A 16,361-nucleotide genomic window follows, 5' to 3' on the forward strand; every position below is an offset into this window, starting at 1 on the left:
ATGTGCATATATTCACATTTGACCATTGACTTGTGCAGCAAAATTCACTATCTCCCTTTCTCTCCTAAAATTGCTCTTTTCTGTGCCATCACGTATCCATAGTGAAGGCTCTCATGCATATTGTTGAAGATAATGGCATCCTGGATGCTTTTCAGATCCATTCCGAAACTTGTGGTGTAGGGAGTGTAATCTGAGAAGAAATCACTGTCATAATCCTTCATTAAAATCTTTGAAGTTTCAGTAAGTAAAAATTCTAAATCTTCTACTTCTGATTTCTGAACATTTAAATTCGGCAAAGTTCCTTTCTTGTAGGTTTCAATCCAATACTTGTCAATACGGAAAGGGTTTCCGCTCAAGTAATAGTGCAATAGCTGCTGTGTGGCAACAGTATGTGCAATATTCCAGTAAATATTGTTGTTGAAACCATCCGGAATCAGAATCAAATCTTCATGAGATGTGTTCTGAAGGATATCTAAAAGGTTCTTTCTTACCTGTCTGTGTGCTTGAAAATGATAATTCATTTTGCAAAATTTTTAATCACCAAAAATAGTTTAATAAACTGGAAATGACAATTTTTTTGGGTAAAGGATTGAAGTTAAAGTTTTTTAACGGTTTGGGAAAAGAATGAATTAAAGGAGTTTTTTTACTGCTTTTGATTGATATCAGAGGATTTTTACGTTTGATTTTACATGACGATTAATATAAAACCCTCCTGAGAAAAGTTTCAGAGAGGGTTTTTAATGTTGTATTTCGAAAGATCTGTCTGTAGTTACTTTTTTATGATTTTGTGCTTAAAGGTGGTTCCATCTTTTAAAACAATATTTAAAAAATAAACTCCTGCGCTGTATGAGGAAAGATCTATTCTGTTCTCTTTATAAGTCTCGGAAAGTTTTCTGCCTTCCATATTGAAAATGCTTATTGAATTGACTTCTACTTTTGATTTTACATTGACAAAGTCAGAAGTAGGATTGGGGTAAATATTTACATCCACTGTTCTGATATCTTTTACATTCAATGTTGTGTTGCTTTTCCCTTGCATATAAACCGATAGCCTTACTTCTCCCTGCTGTTGATTGAAAACAGCAGTTGGAATCGTATGTTTCAAGGTGTGAGAGCCTGTAGTTAAGTTGGGTACTGCAAATTCTCTGATGGGAACAGAATTTCCAGGGCACCAGTTATTCCATGAAGTCCAGTTAGCAAAGGTTTTAGGGGAAGAACCATAGATGCCGTTCCCCTGAGTGTTGTATACGCGGTAGGGTTCACATGAAATACCTCCGGGAGTATAGGTGAGAACTTGTACATCATCTACATAGGTATAGTTTTGTCTTCTGACATACTCTTCACCACCACTGTTGGCGCCATGCGGAGTCGATATTACAAAAAAACGGGCATTGGTAACAGGGCTTGGCAGATTAAAAGTAACAATTCTAACTGTTTCTCCGGTAACATCAGTGCTGTTATAATTATTGAGGCTATTATAACTTAGTATCGGAACGAGCGTATTGGTATCGGAAGGCGTTGCTCCTGTATCCGTTGAGAAAAAAGTAAGAGTCCCTGAAAAAACATCAATTCTGTTTGCGCAGCCTGAGACCTGAGTTTGAGCAGCATAAGGAACCCCGAAAACATCTAATTCCATATAGAGATCATACTGGCCACGTAATGCTGTATCATGAAATATGCTGTATAAATTACTTACATCATAGGTATAGGGAACTTCAGAAGGAGTTTTGTTTTTATTCATGAAAGGAGTAATATATCTGCCTACTTCAATTCTTTTGATATTAGGATCATCGACAGTATAAGTAGATTGGTTTTTAGGAACCATTGCTAAAAAGACCTCTCCAAGGCGATCATAATTATCACACAGTGCCGCTATTGTTACCCGCATTGCAATCTTAGCTTTGAAAGCATCTAATTCAGCATCAGTAAGCTTCCTTGTGTATCTGGCGTTTGTCAGTCTCGTCAAACCGGCAGGCGTAGGGTTGGATACTGTCGCTGCATAGCCATCATAGTACACAGCATCTGAAATTATATTGGTCATTGTCGTTTGGGCGAAAACGAGATTGGTAATCAAAAAACTGGAAAAGAATAGCTTTTTATACATGTTATTGATGTTTAGTGTAAATATATTAAATATGTATCAAAATTACTTTTAATTTCTTTATTTTTACATTTTATGGTTGTTTTGTTGTTGAATATTTATTGTTTTTAATGTTGGATATATTTTTGTCTAAATTGTTTCTTTATATTGAATTATGTGATGAAATATTTTTTTTATTGCTGTAATCAGAGTATTTATTGTTAAATTAGCATGGTATTCCAGGTAAACATTATTAATAATGAAAAGAATTTTACTTTTAGCTTTGTTTTTTGTAGTAGTGGTGTTGAACGCTCAGATCAACATCAATATTGGAAGTTCAACAGTAGGTACTGCTCCTGTAAGCAGTTTTTTTTCCTATTCTTATGTACAGCAGATATACCCTAAGCAGGAAGTTAATGCCAATGCTGCAGGCAATATTACAGGGCTTACATTTTATGTGGATTCTTCCTCTACCATTACTGAATCTTCAAACTGGACTGTCTATCTTGGACATACGTCAAAAACTGCCTTTGCTTCAGGTACAGACTGGATTCCTGCTGCACAGTTGACACAAGTGTTCACAGGAACTGTAACCAAGAACAATAATAAAGTTGAAGTTGTTTTTACTACACCATTTGCTTATAATAATGTTGATAATTTGGTTATTGCGGCAAAAGAGAATTCTCCGAATATCGATATCAATAATTTTGATGAAGCTTTTCATGTTTACCCTCATCTTCCTTATTCAACACTGTATTATAAAGGAGATCGCGCCGTAGTGGATATTGCTTCTCCTCCCGGAGGTATCAGGGCGGATTATAAATCATCAGTTACCATTTCAGACCTTACACCAAGTGCCGGACCGGCATGTCCTTTTGTTATTTATCCAGTAAATAATACTCAGAATATTTCTTTAACCCCAAATTTCAGCTGGCTTCCGGCTTCAGGAGCTACATCCTACAAAATTTCGCTGGGCACAAGTTCAGGAAGCTCTGATGTTATTAATCAGCAGACCGTTTCAGGAAATAGTTTTACCCCTTCCACAGCACTTACAGCCGGAACAACTTATTATTTAAAAGTAACATCCGTGTCGGGGAATACAGAATCTTCAGGATGTTCAGAACTTGTTTTTAAAACTGTTCCTCCAATACCAGTAAACGATGCATGTACAGGAGCATTGCTGGCATCCGTATTTCCTTACAGCTATACTCAGGATGACGCTGTATCTACGACCAATAACACAGGAAATATAAGCGTATGTACAAGTAATGGAGATACAGGAATGAATGATGGAACATGGTTTAAGTTCACTGGTGATGGCAGTCAGTATACTATTAAAGTGACTATGCCCTCCGGCAGTAGCTATGATCCACAGATAGGGGTGTATAGTGGCAGCTGCAGTAATTTATCCTGTACCGGAACTGTTGATAATGGTGGTGGAGGTACCGCAGAAACGCTTACGATTACCACGGTGTCTGGAACAGACTATTTTATAAATGTCGGAGCTTATGAAGATACTACTGATGCTCCTGAAAATATATTTACCATTACTATAACCAAACTTTAACAGTATATAATCAATTTTCTGACTAAAATCAAGAAGATAAATTAAAATGTTGCAAAAGTGATTTGTGACATTTTTTATGAATAATAATAAAAATAGAGACAGGACTTGATGTAATTTGAGTTTATTTATACCTAAGAAATTCAGCGTTATAGCTTTAAATGTCTCGTCAATCCAAGATTTTTAACAAACTTTAACTCAAAAATGGCATTTATTATGTTGATTAATGCAAGTATTTATCAGAAATTTACCACTTATTTTAAATCAAGCTATGTCAGAGATATATCAAGCTGAAGATATCCGCCAATTGACGGAAAAAGTAAAGGAAAAAAACTACTTATTTTCTCTTCTGAGACAGGAAATCAACAAAGTTATTATTGGGCAGGAATACATGGTAGACCGTCTTTTGGTAGGGCTTTTGGGAAATGGACACGTTCTTCTTGAAGGAGTACCCGGACTGGCCAAAACCTTAGCGATAAAAACACTGGCAGATGCTGTTCACGGAGATTTTTCAAGGATTCAGTTTACGCCGGATTTACTTCCTGCAGACGTAGTAGGAACCATGATCTTCAATATCAAGGACAATGATTTTTCTATAAAAAAAGGACCAGTATTTGCGAACTTTGTTTTGGCGGATGAGATCAACCGTGCGCCGGCAAAAGTACAGTCGGCTCTTCTGGAAGTGATGCAGGAAAAACAGGTGACCATTGGTGATGAAACCATGAAGCTTCCCAAACCGTTCCTGGTACTGGCAACGCAAAACCCAATTGATCAGGAAGGAACTTACCTTTTGCCTGAGGCACAAAGCGACCGTTTTATGTTGAAGTGTACCATAGATTATCCTGCTTTTGAAGACGAAAGACAGGTAATGAGAATGGTTTCAACTTCACATCAGCCTACGGTAAAACCTGTAATTTCCCTTCAGGACATTGTAGATGCAAAAGAACTGATCAACCAGATTTATCTCGACGAGAAAATTGAAAAATATATCCTGGATATGGTGTTTGCAACCCGTTATCCGGAAAATTACGGACTGTCTGAACTTAAAAATTATATCAGTTTCGGAGCTTCTCCAAGAGCATCCATTAATCTTGCTATTGCCTCAAGAGCTTACGCCTTCTTAAAAGGAAGAGCATTTGTCATTCCGGAAGATGTAAAAGCATTGGCAAAAGATGTGTTGAGACACAGAATAGGTTTAACGTTTGAAGCTGAAGCCGAAGAAATTTCAACAGAAGAAATTATCAATAGAATTTTAGCAAAAATACAGGCACCATAATGAGTGATGTGATCATAAGAAAAGCAGTTCAGCAGGATTGTGCTTCCATGTTAGATTTGATAAAAGAATTGGCTGAGTATGAAAAAGCACTGCATGAAGTAACCGTTACTTTGGAGGATTTTACTCAGGATGGTTTCGGAGCTTCTCCTGTTTGGGGAGCTTTCGTGGCAGAATATGAAGGAGAAATAGTTGGAATATCACTGTATTATGACAGATATTCAACGTGGAAGGGAAGAAGACTGTATCTTGAAGATCTTGTGGTTACTGAAAAGCTGAGAGGAAAGCAGATCGGAAAGAAATTATTTGATGCGACGCTGGAATATGGTAAAACCAATAATTACAGTGGAATGGTATTTCAGGTATTGAACTGGAATGAACCAGCCATCAATTTTTATAAAAAATACAACACAAAGTTTGATAATGAATGGTCGAACGTATCCATTGAGTTTAAAGGCTAACCCAAAACCCCGGATCCCGCACCAACATTAAACTTTGAATTTTAAAACTTGAATTTTGAATTCGTCTATGCAGATAAAAGATATTGTAAAAAAAGTAAAGCAGATTGAAATCCGTACCAGAAAAAAGACGGAGGCTGCTTTAATGGGACAATATCACAGTGCCTTTAAAGGGCAGGGGATGACCTTCTCGGAAGTGCGCCCCTACCAGTTTGGAGATGAGATCAGAAGAATCGACTGGAATAAAACCGCACGTTTCCGTGAGCCATTCGTAAAAGTAATGGAAGAAGAAAGGGAATTGACGATGATGATTCTCGTTGATATTTCCGCTTCCATGGATTATGGCACAAAAGTTCAGCTGAAAAGAGAATATGTAGCCGAAATTGCGGCCAGTTTAGGATTTTCAGCAGCCGGAAATAATGATAAGGTAGGACTGATCCTGTTTGCAGATAAAGTATATAAAGTAATTCCTCCTCAAAAAGGGAGAAAGCATATTCTTTCCATTATCAGCAATATCCTCACTGCAGATTATGTTCCGGCAGAATCTAAAATAGACAAGGCAATGGAATATATGATGGGGATTTTTAAAAGAAAATCCCTGGTATTTCTGTTTTCAGATTTTGAAGATGCCTATGATTCCAAAATGCTGAGAGTAGCTTCCAAGAAGCATCAGTTGCTGGGAATGAGGATTTATGATGAAAAAGATAATGAAATTCCTGATGTAGGATATGCCCGTTTACTTGATGTGGAAACCGGAAAAGAAATATGGGCCAATACTTCCAGCGCGAGATGGCGCTATACCTTCGCGGAAGCTCAAAAACAAAAACTGAGAACTTTGGAAGAAGATTTTGCCAACAGCTCCGCCAGTTTTATGAATATTAATACCGGTTCGGATTATTCAAAATTATTGTATAATTACTTTCAGAAAAAATAACATCGGGCTTTGCCTGTAACTAAAAAACATGAGGCAGCTGCCTTGATTATTTTAACATTGAGAAAAATACTTTTAATATTATCTTTTCTGATCTGTGCAAATGCTTTTTCACAGATATTATCCTCTAATGTAGAAAAGAAAACCCTTGCGCTTGGAGAAATCAATCATCTTACCATAAAGATTGACAACCTGAATGAGCAGCAGGTTACTTCAGCAGCCAAAAATGAGCTGTTACCTTTTCATTTTGAAGAAACCAAAGACAGTATCGGACAAACAGCTAACACTTATGAAAGAAAAATAGAATTTGCTGTTTTTGAAGAAGGAAAATTTACCATTCCGGAACTGGAGTTCAAAGTAGGAGATAGAATACTTAAAACAATTCCTTACGAAATAGATGTCATTAATACAGCTCAAAAGGCAGATCAGATTAATGATATCATGAATAATAAGCAGGTGAAACTTGAAGCCAAAGATTACTGGGAGCTTTATAAGTTTTATATTCTTGCTGCATTGGCTGGTATTGCAGTCATCATTGCAATTATTATGTTTATAAAATGGGGAAGAAAATCAAAGAGTTCTCCTGTAGTGGCAACCAACCAGACCTTAAAAGAACTCGATTCTCTTAAAAGGAAAAAATATATTGAAGGAGGAAACTTCCGTTCGTTTTATGTGGAACTGATCGATATTTCCAGAACCTTCATTACAAAACAATACCGTCTTCCGGCAGATGTACTTCTTACTGATGATCTCATTGATGTCATGAAAAAAAATAATACCATCTCGCAGGACAACGAAAAAATAATAGAAGATGTATTTCTTAGGGGAGACCTGGTGAAATTTGCCAAGACATTCCCTGATCAGGAAACAATGGAAAGGGATTTTGCCAATATCAGAGATTTTGTGAAAAGATCATCCAAAGATTTAGAATTCGAAAACTTAAGGAAGGATGTTTAATTTTGAGTTTTACAGCCCATGGTTTTTGCTGCTTTTTCTGCTGTTTATTCCACTTTTAATTAAAGATATTGGAAGAAAGAAAAGAAAAGGTATAAAAGTTCCTACGGTAAAAAATATGGATCACAGCGGAGGGATTCAGGGGGTACTTTTTTTACTGAAAATTTCAAAGTATATTATTCTTTCTGCTTTGATTATTGCCATGGCAAGGCCGAGAACATTTACCATTTCTCAGGACAGAGATGATACAAAGGGAGTCGATATTATGTTATCTATTGATGTTTCTTTAAGTATGCTGGCGAAAGATCTCACTCCGGACAGAATCACTGCATTGAAAGATATCGCCGTGAAATTTGTTCAGAAACGTCCCAATGACAGAATAGGAGTGGTAGCCTATGCCGCTGAAGCGTTTACTAAAGTTCCTGTTACTTCAGATCACCAGGTTGTTATTGATGAAATTAAAAATCTGAATTCGGCAGGTCTTGAACCTGGAACAGCCATTGGAGAAGGGCTTTCTGTAGCAGTAAATCATTTGATTAAAAGTAAAGCGAAAAGTAAAGTGGTTATTCTGATGACGGATGGAGTAAGCAATATTCAGAATGCGATTCCCCCACAGCTTGCCGCTGAACTGGCAAAAAATAATAATATAAAGGTATATTCAATAGGAATCGGGACCAATGGTTATGCGTTGATGCCCACATCTCAGGATATTTTCGGAGATCTTATCTTTACGGAAACAGAGGTTACCATTGATGAAAATACCTTGAGAGAAATAGCACAGACAACTGGAGGTAAATATTTCAGAGCTACCTCAAACAGTAGTCTGGAAGAAGTATACAATGAGATCAACCAACTGGAAAAATCTGATGTAAAGGTTTCCAAGCTGTACAATTATGAAGAATATTTCAAAATATTTCTTTGGATTGCACTGGTTATGTTGGTGTTGGATGCATTGTTGAGATGGGTGTTTTATAAAATTTTAAGCTGATGAGTTGGTCTTTAGGAAATTATTGGTATTTATTTTTACTGTTGCTTCTGCCGCTGTTAGCTATCTTTTTGATCCGGTTTTTACAATGGAGAAACAAAAAAAGAGAAATTTTTGCTGCCAGCCAGTTTCACGAAAATTTATTTGAAAAAAGGTCAGGATTTACAAAGTTTTTCCCTGCTTTATACTTATTGGGAACACTATTTCTGATATTCTCTATCATTGATCTTCTGAACGGTTCAGAAGAAGTAAAAAGTACCCAGAAACTGAATAATGTTATCTTTATGCTGGATGTATCCAATTCCATGAATGCTGAAGATATAGATCCAAGCCGTCTCACAGAAGCCAAAAATCTGATGCTGGCTACCATGAAGAAAATGAATAATGATAAAGTAGGTATAGTGATTTTTGCAGGTAATGCCATGTCTATTATGCCTCTTACAACGGACTATAATTCTGCAGAAACTTATATCAGCGGTATTGAAACCAGCTCTATGCAAATTCAGGGAACGGACTTTCTGAAAGGAATGCAGGCTGCGGCTGAAAAATTTAAAAATGTCAGCAAAGGATCCCGAAAAGTGATTCTTCTGAGTGACGGTGAAGATAATGAGGGAAATGATAATGCTGCCATCAGATTAGCTAATAAAGAAGGAATAAGCATTACTTCTGTAGGAGTGGGTACAGATGAAGGTGCGCCGGTTCCGGAATATGTGTTCGGACAGCTTATGGGGTATAAAACCGATGCCAATGGAGGTACGGTAATATCAAAAAGACAGACAGAAGCATTAAAGAAAATGGCTGAGTCTACAGATGGAACTTATATTGACGGAAATAATATCAATGAAGCTCCGGATCGGATTGTAGATGCTGTCAATAAAAAATCTACTGGTGCGGAAACTATGGTAAAATCACAGAATGCCAATCATTATTATCAGTATTTTCTTGCAGCGTCTCTGCTATTTTTCTTTTTAATTTATATTTTTAATCCTAAAAAAGATTTTAATGTGTAAAATTCCTGTATTTATAGAAGAAATTCTACAACTACTTTAACCGAATTTTAACAAATAAAACTCTGTTTCTTAACATATAAAGGAATAATTTTGCAAGTGATGAATACTAAAATCATATTTTTATCGTTTATTGTTGCCATTTCGTTCTCAGGCTTCATGTTTGGGCAGGAAAGCTATAAGAATTTAGTGTACGAAGGCAACCAGAAATTTGACGGTAAAGATTATGATGGCGCCTCCTCAAAGTATATGGAAGCGATAAAATCCAACGATAAAGATTTTACCGCTCATTATAATATGGGGAATGCATTATATAAAAGTAAAAAATATGAAGAAGCAAAGGCTGAGTTTGAAAAGGCAGAAAAACTTTCACAGACACTTCCTGACAAAACTGCTGCTCTTCATAATTTAGGAAATGCTTATATGCAGATGAATCAGCCGGAAAAAGCCGCTGACTATTACAAGAAGGCTTTGAAGCAGGACCCACACAGTGAGGTAACCAGAAAAAATTATGAGATTGCCAAACTGAAAGAAAAAGAAAAACAACAGCAAAAAAACGAACAGAATAACTCAGGAAAAGGTGGCGGCGGAAATGATCAGAACAAAGGAGATGATCAGAAAGGCGATAAAGATAAAAAACAGGATCAGGGTAACGGCCCACAGAACGAAGGTAAAAGTGACCAGGGTGACAATCCTAAGCAGAATCAAAATAATGAAGGCAGAATGCCAAAGAATCTTGAAAATGCGATCTTAGATAAAATAAACGAAAAAGAAAAAGAAACCGCCAGAAGAATTTTAAATAAAAATTCTTATTCGATGCCTGAAAGCAACGAGAAAGATTGGTGATGCAGCATAAATTGATTTACATATTGCTAACGCTGGCATCCGTAATTACTTACGGACAGGTAAATCTATCCATGGATGCAGATAAAACCGAATACGCAGGTAAGGATATCATTAATCTGACCATTGTTCTTGAACTAAACGGAAGTGATCTCGTACAGCAAACAGGTTTTCAGCTTCCGGATCTTTCAAAATTTAATATCATAGGAAGCGGATCTGTTACCAATACTGTGATTGATCCTGCTACCAATACTTTAATTACCCAGAAAGTTTCCAGAATTGCCCTTGAACCTAAGAAAAAAGGGAAAATAAAAATCGGTTCCGTTCTTGTTACCGTCAACAACAGAATTTATAAAACAGAACCTTTTGACGTCAATATCCGTGATATTGTTGACAAAAGATCTCTGGCAGCCAATACCTCCAATGATGTTTATCTGAATATGGAAATTGATGACAGAGATGTATATCAGGATCAGCCTACCGTAGCTGTTCTGAGAGTGTATTCAAGAAATATGGATAACCTGAGAAAGGTGAAAAATATTCATCTTCCACAACAGGACAATATCAATGTACATCCTATTAATTTTGATAAGTCTGAAATAGATCCTTCCGGATATGGAAACATGCCTTCACAGGTTTTGGCCATGTTTATGGTATTTCCTAATGAAGCAGGATATGTGGAAGTTCCCGGAGTATCCGCTTCGGTAAGCACCTATTCAAATAAAACAAAAATCGTTTCCAATAAAGTTAAAATTAACGTAAGAAAGCTTCCTGAAGGAGCTCCTGAATGCTTTAAAAATGCTGTTGGAAACTTTAATGTCAACGTATATAATGCTTCCAAGGAAAAGCCGGAAGCCAAGAAACCTCTGAATGTGGTAGTAAAAGTTTCGGGAGAAGGTAATTTACCGGATATGGAACTTCCTAAAATTGCTGCTTCTCCGGATTACGAAGTTTTTGCCCCGAAAATTACCGCTAAAGTAACTCCGGGAACTGCAGGAATGAAAGGTGAAATTCTGGCTAATTATGTAATCATCCCTAGAAAATCAGGGGCTATCTCAATTAAAACCGAACAATTTGCTTTCTTTGATCCTGCCAGTAAAGAATATGTAGATCTTGGGCAGAAAACACTAGATCTTAGGACGTTTTCTCATGACCAGATTCTGGAGGCCCGTTCTACGGTAGAAAAGGTAAACGAATATACCAATAACCTTTTGGAGACGGTAAATACTCCGGTGTTAAAAACCACGTCATTTAAAGTAAAAGAAAAAAGTAAATTCCACTGGAATATTCTTTTGACCAATATTGCGATTCTGATCAGCTTATTTGTTGCCTATCTGCTATTTAAAAATTGGCAAAAAAAACGTACATTAGTTAGGGAAACTACACCTGCAAAACCTTTAGGTTCAGTGGCTGAAACAGAAAAAGAGATCAGAGAATTGATGAAAACGGATATCAATGATTATTTCGGATATCTGGAAAATCTTAAAGATAACGGAGAGTATGAAAAGTTTTTTGTCACTCTGGAAGAATTGGATGAAGAGGTAAGAGGTCAGTATTTTCAGGGCTCTGCTTCCGAATTTAAGACTTTTCTTGAAAAGCATAAAGGTTCTTCAGTTGCAGAAGAATACAGTAAACTGCAGCAGAAAGTTCAGATGGAAAAATACAATCCTGTGAAATCTGCTGAAGCTCTTGAAGAACTTTTGAAAACTATTGTTAATTTATATTCACAAATTAACAAATAATCAGTTTATTTTCATATTTTTGCGAAATTTTTAATTACAAATAGATGGAAATTTTTGATGGTTTTTCTTTTAAAGAGATTGTTACCAGCTTTATGGTTCTTTTTGCTGTTATCGATATCATAGGTTCAGTTCCTATTATCGTAAGCCTTCAGCAAAAGTTTGGACAGATTGAAGCCGGAAGGGCTGCCATTACTGCCGGAGCAATTATGATCGTTTTCCTGTTCGTAGGAAATAAGATCCTTAAACTTATTGGAGTAGATGTAAATTCCTTTGCTATTGCCGGAGCTTTTGTGATTTTTGTCATAGCACTGGAAATGATTTTAGGAATTGAAATTAATAAAACCACTGAAGCAAAGGCTGCATCTATTGTGCCCATCGCATTTCCGCTGGTTGCAGGAGCTGGAACCCTAACGACTGCACTATCTCTTAGAGCTGAATTTCATGATATTAATATTATCTTCGGAATTATTCTTAACACAATTTTCGTATATTTGGTGCTGAAATCAGCGAAATGGCTGGAGAAGAAAATTGGGGATGCTACTTTGATGATCCTTCAGAAAGTTTTCGGAATTATCCTTTTGGCAATTTCAATTAAATTATTCACCGCAAATTTTGCCCAGTTGGTGCAGAATTATATTAATTTTTAAGAGTCATGAAGAAGTTTTATAAAGTATTTTTAGTACTGTTTATTGTATTCATCACCATCAATCTTTATGCTATCAACTGGCAGGCAACAGATATCCTGGGAGATGAAGATAACATTAGGTTTGCAGTCTCAGCTGGTGCTGCTGCAATAGGTCTTATCCTGCTTTTTGTAATGGATACCTGGAGCAGAATCGGTGTAAAGAAATAAATTGAATATATTCAATATAGATATAGACCTCTTTCTTTTTTGAAGGAGGTTTTTTGTTTTATTAGGTTGCAGATAATAGGTAACGGGTAATAGGTATCAGGTTTGGTTGCCATTAGATTTCAATAGGGCTTTAGCCTGTTTAAATAAAATATATGATTTTGAGTTGGCTTTATCCAAAACTTATGGGTGTAACGCAAAACTCACAAAGTTCTTATTGATGGCTTTAAAACGTTCGCAAGAGCGCTGCACTCAGCAAGAAAAATATGGGCAATCATCTGTGAAAATCTGTGCAATCTGTGGTCAAATCTAACAGTATCAATCAATATATTACATAAATAATTGATCTGATTAATTCAATAGAAACGGGCTTTAGCCCGTTAAAAAAATAGATAATTTTCAATTGGCTTCAGCCAAAACTTAAGGGGTATAACGCAAAGCTCACAAAGATCTTATTGCCAGCTTTAAAACGTTCGCAAGGGCGTTGCACTCAGCAAGAAAAATATGGGCAATCATCTGTGAAAATCTGTGCAATCTGTGGTCAAATCTAACAGTATCAATCAATATATTACATAAATAATTGATCTGATTAGTTTAATTAATAGGAAAGGGCTTTAGCCCGTAAGATAAGATATCCATCGGCTTTACCTAAAACTTATGGGTGTAACGCAAAGCTCACAAAGATCTTATTGCCAGCTTTAAAACGTTCGCAAGGGCGTTGCACTCAGCAAGAAAAATATGGACAATCATTTGTGAAAATCTGTGCAATCTGTGGTCAAATCCAGCAGTATCAATCAATATATTACATAAATAATTGATCTGATTAATTCAATAGAAACGGGCTTTAGCCCGTTAAAAAAATAGATAATTTCAATTGGCTTCAGCCAAAACTTAAGGGGTATAACGCGAAGCTCACAAAGTTCTTATTGATGGCTTTAAAACGTTCGCAAGGGCGTTGCACTCAGCAAGAAAATATGGGCAATCATCTGTGAAAATCTGTGCAATCTGCGGGTATCAATCAATATATTACATAAATAATTGATCTGATTAATTCAATAGAAACGGGCTTTAGCCCGTTAAAAAAATAGATAATTTTCAATTGGCTTCAGCCAAAACTTAAGGGGTATAACGCGAAGCTCACAAAGTTCTTATTGCTGGCTTTAAAACGTTCGCAAGGGCGTTGCACTCAGCAAGAAGATATACGTAATCATCCGTGAAAATCTGTGCAATCTGTGGTTTAATTAACACGTAAAACCAGTATGAACTAAAAAATAACCAGATTCTTCAATATTGCTTCAGACTTCAGTTCTGTTTCTCTCCATTCTTTTTCCGGGTTACTTTGAGCCGTTATTCCGCCTCCTACAAAAAGATGTACAGAATCTTTATAAAGTCTTGCACAGCGTAGATTTACAAAATAAAGAATACTTTCTTCTATTTCAACTTTTATATAACCTGCATAGAATTCACGGGGAAATTTTTCATATTTACGGATATTCTCATTACAAAAATCTTTTGGAATACCGCAGACTGCAGGAGTAGGGTGTAGTTCCTGAATAATTTTATCAAGATCTTCAGGTTTTATACTGGTTTTAAAATCTGTTCGTAAATGTTTGATATTACCGGAAATATGATCATAGGTTTCCGATTGCTGTACATTGTCAGAATAGCTTTTAAGAATATCCTGAATATAAGTGGTAACCGGTTTTTGTTCTTCAATTTCTTTTTCAGACCATTCTTCAGATACCGGAAGAGTTCCGGCTAGGGCCATGGTTTCAAACTCGTGAGTCGTTTTGTTAAACTTTCCCAGTACTTCAGAGAAAGCTCCCATCCAGGCATTTTTTCCATCATTAAAAAGATATCTGAAGGCATTGGGATAAGATTCACATACGTTTTTGAAGCTTTCTTTATAATCGATACGAGTAAAGCCTTTAAAAATCTTTCTTCTGGAGTAAACAAGCTTTGGGAGGTGATTGTCTTTAATTACTTCAGTCACTTTCTGCAATGTTTCGCAGTATTCTTCTTTTGTTTCGGCAGAAGAATCTGTAGAATCGCTGATCAGGTCTTCGTTGGTAATAGAAGTATGAGCAAATTCTGAAGCATCAATTTCAACAATATCTCCAGTGAAGCTGATGTGATCTAAGCTGTTATAGGAAAAAAAGTTAACAGCATTTTTTATATTTTTTTCATCAGTAGAAAGAAGTCTTTCGTCGAAAGGAAGTTTGAAATAGATCATGGGTTATGGAAAATTTTGGAAAAATCATCATTGAGAATACTATAGAAAATTCCCGCTTTGATTTTCCTTTTTACAAAGGTATTACTAGTCTTAAAGATGTCAAAATAAAAAGAGCTTAAATTTTTTTAAGCTCCTTATTTTTTTTATGTTACAATAACTTATTTGTGAATGATATTATTCGTCATTGTAGTATGATTGATCAAAACTCCTTTTTCGTCACGGATTTCAATTTCTGAAACATGCATCGTTTTACCTTTTCTGATAAAACGTGCTGTAGCAGTTACAATACCATCTTTTTTACTTCTTAAGTGATTAGAATTGATATTGGTTCCCACTCCATAATATTTTTCACCATCGATAAAAATATTAGACAGGCTTGATCCCAAGGTTTCAGCTAAAACGCAACTCGCTCCTCCGTGCATGATTCCAAACGGCTGATGAGTTCTGGGAAGAACAGGCATTGTGGCTGTAAGGGTTTCATTTTCCAGATCGATATCGATGAATTTGATTTCAAGTGTTTTGGCAAGAGTTACATCGCCCCAGTTATTGATGAATGCTAATATTTCTTCTTTTGTCTGACCTTTCATTTTACTAATTGATAAATGATGATTGATTAATCTTGTTTTACACTGTCCGTTTCATTTCCGGTTCCCATAATATTAGGATTCCAGTTGGCAGGGACTTTGGGAACGATGTCATTTTTTACATAATAGTCCTGAATTTCCTGCATGATTTCTGAAAAAGGGACAGATGCTATTCTTTCATAAGGAATGGTATAGCCCAGGTACACAATTTTTCTTTTAAAATCTCCTGCTGCCAGAACAATAGGGACTTTTGCAGCCAAAGCCATGTGATAGAATCCTTTTCTCCATTTTGGTACCCAGCTTCGGGTTCCTTCCGGAGTAATAACAAGACTGAAATCTTCCTTTGAAAATTGGTTGGCTACGAAATTTACAAGGTCATTTTTCTGGCTTCTGTCGATTCCGATACCTCCAAGTCCTTTTACCATGCTTCCATACCATGCTTTGGTGTGTGCATCCTTGATAATAATTTTTAAAGGTTTTTCCAAGGACCAATAGGCGAAATTTCCTAAAATGTACTCCATATTATGAGTATGTGGTGCAACCACAAGGATACACCTGTTCAGATTGTTGACATCGCCCTGCAGAACGACTTTCCAACCTAATATCTTTAACATTGCTTTGCCTAATAGCTTTTTCATAGATTTCCCGGATTAAAAACAAAAAAGTATAACCAAACTTTGGTTATACTTTACAAATATATTGAAATATTATCGCTCTTAAAACAAACCGCTAATTAAATCTACGATTTTCATTACGAATTCCATTGCAAATTGTATCATGATAAGGAGGTGTTTTTGATTGTTTGGTTATTAAATTTTAGCTTTACGAAATTAAACCTTTTTTTTCACATAAGAAAC

Annotated in this window: 16 protein-coding genes; 11 read left to right on the forward strand and 5 right to left on the reverse strand. The window is 36.1% G+C overall.

Going from position 1 to position 16,361, the window contains the following annotated elements; all coding sequences use genetic code 11:
- Positions 1 to 47 precede the first annotated feature (47 nt).
- The gene (locus J2786_RS13560) at positions 48 to 521 is read right to left on the reverse strand and encodes a DinB family protein (protein WP_047434092.1); all 474 of its coding nucleotides are present in this window, start codon (positions 519 to 521) and stop codon (positions 48 to 50) included.
- Positions 522 to 769: 248 nt separating this feature from the next.
- Positions 770 to 2,104 carry a peptide-N-glycosidase F-related protein gene (locus J2786_RS13565; RefSeq protein ID WP_047434090.1) on the reverse strand — a complete coding sequence of 445 codons (1,335 nt, stop codon included), beginning with the start codon at positions 2,102 to 2,104 and terminating at the stop codon, positions 770 to 772.
- Between the two features lie 235 nt (positions 2,105 to 2,339).
- Here J2786_RS13565 and J2786_RS13570 point away from each other — a divergent pair, with 235 nt between their 5' ends.
- The 11 genes from J2786_RS13570 to J2786_RS13620 all read left to right on the forward strand — a co-directional run bounded on the left by J2786_RS13570 (position 2,340) and on the right by J2786_RS13620 (position 12,690).
- Positions 2,340 to 3,647 (forward strand): Ig-like domain-containing protein, encoded by a 1,308-nt coding sequence (locus J2786_RS13570; RefSeq protein WP_052187115.1) that lies wholly within the window; start codon positions 2,340 to 2,342, stop codon positions 3,645 to 3,647.
- 268 nt (positions 3,648 to 3,915) lie between these two features.
- Positions 3,916 to 4,920: an AAA family ATPase gene (locus J2786_RS13575; RefSeq protein ID WP_047435863.1), complete on the forward strand. Its 1,005-nt coding sequence runs from the start codon at positions 3,916 to 3,918 to the stop codon at positions 4,918 to 4,920.
- The gene (locus tag J2786_RS13580; protein ID WP_047434087.1) at positions 4,920 to 5,378 is read left to right on the forward strand and encodes a GNAT family N-acetyltransferase; all 459 of its coding nucleotides are present in this window, start codon (positions 4,920 to 4,922) and stop codon (positions 5,376 to 5,378) included. Before J2786_RS13575 ends, J2786_RS13580 begins: the two co-directional genes overlap by 1 nt.
- A 67-nt stretch (positions 5,379 to 5,445) precedes the next feature.
- On the forward strand, positions 5,446 to 6,309 hold the full coding sequence (locus J2786_RS13585) for a DUF58 domain-containing protein (protein WP_047434084.1): 864 nt from the start codon (positions 5,446 to 5,448) through the stop codon (positions 6,307 to 6,309).
- 57 nt (positions 6,310 to 6,366) lie between these two features.
- A complete protein-coding gene (locus J2786_RS13590) occupies positions 6,367 to 7,263 on the forward strand; it encodes a BatD family protein (RefSeq protein ID WP_052187156.1) in 897 nt (298 codons plus the stop codon).
- Entirely contained in the window at positions 7,256 to 8,248 is a 993-nt protein-coding gene (locus tag J2786_RS13595) for a VWA domain-containing protein (RefSeq protein WP_047434082.1), read from the forward strand. Before J2786_RS13590 ends, J2786_RS13595 begins: the two co-directional genes overlap by 8 nt.
- Positions 8,248 to 9,255 (forward strand): vWA domain-containing protein, encoded by a 1,008-nt coding sequence (locus J2786_RS13600; protein ID WP_047434080.1) that lies wholly within the window; start codon positions 8,248 to 8,250, stop codon positions 9,253 to 9,255. The genes J2786_RS13595 and J2786_RS13600 overlap by 1 nt, the downstream gene beginning before the upstream one ends.
- Before the next feature lie 99 nt (positions 9,256 to 9,354).
- Entirely contained in the window at positions 9,355 to 10,098 is a 744-nt protein-coding gene (locus J2786_RS13605; RefSeq protein WP_052187114.1) for a tetratricopeptide repeat protein, read from the forward strand.
- Entirely contained in the window at positions 10,098 to 11,837 is a 1,740-nt protein-coding gene (locus tag J2786_RS13610; RefSeq protein WP_047434076.1) for a BatD family protein, read from the forward strand. Before J2786_RS13605 ends, J2786_RS13610 begins: the two co-directional genes overlap by 1 nt.
- Positions 11,838 to 11,881: 44 nt before the next feature.
- Positions 11,882 to 12,484 (forward strand): MarC family protein, encoded by a 603-nt coding sequence (locus J2786_RS13615; protein ID WP_047434074.1) that lies wholly within the window; start codon positions 11,882 to 11,884, stop codon positions 12,482 to 12,484.
- A 5-nt stretch (positions 12,485 to 12,489) separates the two neighbouring features.
- Positions 12,490 to 12,690 (forward strand): hypothetical protein, encoded by a 201-nt coding sequence (locus J2786_RS13620; RefSeq protein ID WP_310025574.1) that lies wholly within the window; start codon positions 12,490 to 12,492, stop codon positions 12,688 to 12,690.
- A 1,261-nt stretch (positions 12,691 to 13,951) separates the two neighbouring features.
- On the opposite strand, the gene J2786_RS13625 is transcribed toward J2786_RS13620, so the two are convergent.
- The 3 genes from J2786_RS13625 to J2786_RS13635 all read right to left on the reverse strand — a co-directional run bounded on the left by J2786_RS13625 (position 13,952) and on the right by J2786_RS13635 (position 16,142).
- Entirely contained in the window at positions 13,952 to 14,920 is a 969-nt protein-coding gene (locus J2786_RS13625; protein ID WP_047434071.1) for a chorismate-binding protein, read from the reverse strand.
- 158 nt (positions 14,921 to 15,078) lie between these two features.
- Positions 15,079 to 15,507, reverse strand: coding sequence for a PaaI family thioesterase (locus J2786_RS13630; RefSeq protein ID WP_047434068.1), 429 nt, complete (start codon positions 15,505 to 15,507; stop codon positions 15,079 to 15,081).
- Positions 15,508 to 15,533: 26 nt separating this feature from the next.
- On the reverse strand, positions 15,534 to 16,142 hold the full coding sequence (locus tag J2786_RS13635) for a 1-acyl-sn-glycerol-3-phosphate acyltransferase (protein WP_047434066.1): 609 nt from the start codon (positions 16,140 to 16,142) through the stop codon (positions 15,534 to 15,536).
- Positions 16,143 to 16,361: the final 219 nt, after the last annotated feature.

The sequence above is a fragment of the Chryseobacterium vietnamense genome (assembly GCF_031454475.1).
Classification (GTDB): Bacteria; Bacteroidota; Bacteroidia; order Flavobacteriales; family Weeksellaceae; genus Chryseobacterium; species Chryseobacterium vietnamense.

Bases quoted from the DNA above. Each gene is read 5' to 3' on its own strand.
- J2786_RS13600 (WP_047434080.1), top strand. From the start codon at position 8,248: ATGAGTTGGTCTTTAGGAAATTATTGGTATTTATTTTTACTGTTGCTT.
- J2786_RS13575 (WP_047435863.1), top strand. From the start codon at position 3,916: ATGTCAGAGATATATCAAGCTGAAGATATCCGCCAATTGACGGAAAAA.
- J2786_RS13625 (WP_047434071.1), bottom strand. From the start codon at position 14,920: ATGATCTATTTCAAACTTCCTTTCGACGAAAGACTTCTTTCTACTGAT.
- J2786_RS13560 (WP_047434092.1), bottom strand. From the start codon at position 521: ATGAATTATCATTTTCAAGCACACAGACAGGTAAGAAAGAACCTTTTA.
- J2786_RS13610 (WP_047434076.1), top strand. From the start codon at position 10,098: ATGCAGCATAAATTGATTTACATATTGCTAACGCTGGCATCCGTAATT.
- J2786_RS13635 (WP_047434066.1), bottom strand. From the start codon at position 16,142: ATGAAAAAGCTATTAGGCAAAGCAATGTTAAAGATATTAGGTTGGAAA.
- J2786_RS13585 (WP_047434084.1), top strand. From the start codon at position 5,446: ATGCAGATAAAAGATATTGTAAAAAAAGTAAAGCAGATTGAAATCCGT.
- J2786_RS13630 (WP_047434068.1), bottom strand. From the start codon at position 15,507: ATGAAAGGTCAGACAAAAGAAGAAATATTAGCATTCATCAATAACTGG.
- J2786_RS13570 (WP_052187115.1), top strand. From the start codon at position 2,340: ATGAAAAGAATTTTACTTTTAGCTTTGTTTTTTGTAGTAGTGGTGTTG.
- J2786_RS13615 (WP_047434074.1), top strand. From the start codon at position 11,882: ATGGAAATTTTTGATGGTTTTTCTTTTAAAGAGATTGTTACCAGCTTT.
- J2786_RS13620 (WP_310025574.1), top strand. From the start codon at position 12,490: ATGAAGAAGTTTTATAAAGTATTTTTAGTACTGTTTATTGTATTCATC.
- J2786_RS13565 (WP_047434090.1), bottom strand. From the start codon at position 2,104: ATGTATAAAAAGCTATTCTTTTCCAGTTTTTTGATTACCAATCTCGTT.
- J2786_RS13580 (WP_047434087.1), top strand. From the start codon at position 4,920: ATGAGTGATGTGATCATAAGAAAAGCAGTTCAGCAGGATTGTGCTTCC.
- J2786_RS13605 (WP_052187114.1), top strand. From the start codon at position 9,355: ATGAATACTAAAATCATATTTTTATCGTTTATTGTTGCCATTTCGTTC.
- J2786_RS13595 (WP_047434082.1), top strand. From the start codon at position 7,256: ATGTTTAATTTTGAGTTTTACAGCCCATGGTTTTTGCTGCTTTTTCTG.